This is a genomic window from uncultured Campylobacter sp. (genome assembly GCF_937949835.1).
Lineage (GTDB): Bacteria > Campylobacterota > Campylobacteria > Campylobacterales > Campylobacteraceae > Campylobacter_B.
Genome location: NZ_CALEDC010000344.1, coordinates 1 through 2,856, shown reverse-complemented (window position 1 = coordinate 2,856; position 2,856 = coordinate 1). Strand labels below are relative to the sequence as shown.

The following is a 2,856-nucleotide window of genomic DNA, read 5'->3' as shown; positions in this document are numbered from 1 at the left end:
TGCTTGGAATTTTGCGCAGACGCCGCAGCCTCCGCGTGATCTTGCGCGCAATTTGCAGCCGAGCTTAAAGCCTCTTTGCTTGCTAGATCGGGCGACGTTTCATTTTGCGAGCCGTCCGTGCTTGCGACAAGCTTTTGTTTAAATTTAACCTCGAAAAAATTTATCAGCTGCGTTTTGCCCGGCGTCGAGCTTGATTTGGCTAGATTTTTGCGCCCAGTAAGCGCGTTTATCAGGCTGCTTTTGCCGACGTTGGAACGCCCCAAAAACGCCACTTCGCTCATCGCAAACTCGGGCGCACCCGCGATATTTGCGGCGGAGGTGATAAACTGCGCGCTGCTAGGATAGATCATTTGTTTTGATCTTCGACCTGAAAGATCAGACGCACGGGCTTTTTCTCGCCGCCGCCGCTTTTTACTTCGTAGGTGCCCTTTTGGCGATTTACGATGATCTTATCGCCGTAAACCTCCTTTTTGGTCTCGGCCTCGTGCAGATAGGCGTTGTTTTCGAGCGTGTAAGCCTCGATAGTCGGATCGTAGGTCAGCACGCCGCCCTTGCCGTCGTAATGCTTCTGATTGAGTAAAATTTTAAAATTTGCATTTCCCGTCGCGACGTATTTGGTAGGCTGGCGCTTGGCGTCGAAGTAGATCGTCACTTTATCGGAATTTAGCGTATCGTAAGCGCCCTTTTTGATGCGGACGTTGCCCGTCAGCACGCTGATCTGCTTGATCTCGTCGGCGAAAAAATTATCCGCCGTGACCTCGACCTGCTCCTGCGCGGCGCTGAGATTAGGCGCGCCAAAGCCCGTAATTAGCGCGGCTGCGAGTATTAGTTTGTGGAGTTTTGATCTTTTATTAAATACCATGCGTGGATTCCTTTTGAGTTTGTTTGTTTGGTTTTGGTGTCGTAGCTGATGCTTGCGCCCGTGATGCGGTCGCCGCCTTGGCGCAGCACGTACGGCACGTCGGAGCGGACGATCTTGCTGCTCGTATCGTAGATGATCTCTTGCGCAGTGTAATCAAAGCCTCTGCTATTTACATAGTGCGCGTCGCCGGTAAATTTTATCAGCTCGCCGGCGCGCGTCGCGGTCTTTGAAACCAAAGTGTGATTTAGATCCGCGCTAATCTCCTCGGCTTTAAAATTTACAAACTCGTCGCGATCCTTATAGCGAGTGCCGCCGTCCGCGGTAAATTTAGCATCCACGCGCTCGCCGATCTGATAATCGACGATCTTTTTCATCTCCATATTCGCAATGCTTAGATCCTGCCTAAACATATCGCTAAAATACGGCGTCTGCACGCTTAAAAACACCATCGCGACGCAAAAGATCGCAATCGCGACGTAGAAAATTTTTATCACCATCGCTCGGCTCCTTTTGATCTGCGCGGAATTTCGCCCCTCGCAGGCATTCTCACGCGCGTTTGCGAAACTACAGCCATTTGCTATTCCACTCTTCGCGCATGCCGTTTTTATCGACGAGCATTTCGATCATCTCGCGCACCGCGCCGCAGCCGCCGTTTTTGCTTAGCGCGACGTCCGCTTTTAGCGAGCTTAGCGCATCGGCGGGCTTGAAGCTAATCGCGACTGCATTTAAAAGCTTCGCATCGTTTATATCATCGCCGATCGCAGCGGCCTCATCGAAGCTTAGGTTAAAATTTTTTAAAATTTGCTCCGCCCTTGAGAGCTTGTCTTTTTCGCCTTGAAAGAGCGTATCGATCTTTAGCTCGCGCGCGCGGTTTGCGACGATTTGCGAGCTTTTGCCGGTGATGATTGCGACCTTTAGCCCTAACCGTTGCCACTCCTGGATGCCGAACCCGTCTTTTACGTTAAATTTTTTCATCTCTTCGCCGCCGTTTGAATGGTACAGCCCGCCGTCGCTAAGGCAGCCGTCTACGTCTAAAAATATGATCTTTATCACTTCGTTTTCCGTTTTTTAAAATTTTGTGATTTTAACGAAATTTGGCTGAATTTTTGGCAAACGCCGTATAAATTTAAGCTGCGATTTTAGCCTTTAATCGGCACGTAGCCGCTATTTTCGATGATGCTTTGCCCCTGCGGCGAAAGGATCCAATCTATCAGCGTGCGGATATTTTCGTTTTTGTTATTTTCGTCGTAAACCGCGTAAATTTCGGCTACGAGCGGGTATTTGCGGCTAACGATATTTTCTTTATTCGGATACGCGCCGTTTAGGCTAAGCATCTTCACGCCGCCGTTTCGCACGATCCCCTCGACGTAGTAGCGAAATGAAAAGCCGATCGCGCTACCGAAAAAGCCCGTGATCTTACGCTTAGGCTGCGTTTCACCCATAAATTTTAAAAACGCGCTCTGGCTGCCGCTGCCTGCGTTTCGCTGCACGGCATCTATTCGCATACGCTCGCCGCCGAGCTGCGACCAATCGTCAAACTCCCCAGAATAGATCCCTCGCACCTGATCCACGGTTAAATTAGATACTTTGTTATTCGCATTTACGATAAAGACGAACGCCTCCAGCCCGATCGGCACGAAGCGCAAGCGCGCACCCTTTTCGCGCGCATAATCGAGCTGCTGCTTCGAAGGGGCTGCGACGAAAATGAGATCCGCCTCGCCGTCGCTTATGGCCTTGTACGCGCCGCGGGTATTGCTAAATTTAAGCCTGCTAGCACTCGTGAAATTTTGCCCGTCAAATTCCACGCTTTCCTTCGGATAGCTCGCCGCGACGAATGCCGAAAAGACGGGATACAAAGCCGCTGCACCGTCGATTATGGGCAGATCGCCGCTAAGTTTTAAACTGGAGCTAACGCGCACGATCTGCGAGCCCTCATCAAACGGCAAAAATTTATGTAGCTCGATCGATTTGGCCTGCATCTCGGCGCTGCTTTG

Annotated in this window: 5 protein-coding genes; all 5 read right to left on the bottom strand. The window is 50.8% G+C overall.

All coding sequences use genetic code 11. The features are described from left to right. On the bottom strand, window positions 1-350 hold a 350-nt coding region (locus Q0256_RS07870), incomplete at its 3' end, for a GTPase (protein ID WP_297961983.1). Further along, window positions 347-862 carry a lipopolysaccharide transport periplasmic protein LptA gene (lptA, locus tag Q0256_RS07865; protein ID WP_297961981.1) on the bottom strand — a complete coding sequence of 172 codons (516 nt, stop codon included), beginning with the start codon at window positions 860-862 and terminating at the stop codon, window positions 347-349. The genes lptA and Q0256_RS07870, both read right to left, overlap by 4 nt. Further along, on the bottom strand, window positions 826-1,359 hold the full coding sequence (lptC, locus tag Q0256_RS07860; RefSeq protein ID WP_297961979.1) for an LPS export ABC transporter periplasmic protein LptC: 534 nt from the start codon (window positions 1,357-1,359) through the stop codon (window positions 826-828). The genes lptA and lptC overlap by 37 nt, the downstream gene beginning before the upstream one ends. A gap of 67 nt (window positions 1,360-1,426) precedes the next feature. After that, window positions 1,427-1,915, bottom strand: coding sequence for an HAD family hydrolase (locus tag Q0256_RS07855; RefSeq protein WP_297961976.1), 489 nt, complete (start codon window positions 1,913-1,915; stop codon window positions 1,427-1,429). Window positions 1,916-2,001: 86 nt separating this feature from the next. Continuing rightward, the coding region (locus Q0256_RS07850) for a substrate-binding domain-containing protein (protein ID WP_297961973.1) at window positions 2,002-2,856 on the bottom strand (855 nt) is incomplete at its 5' end.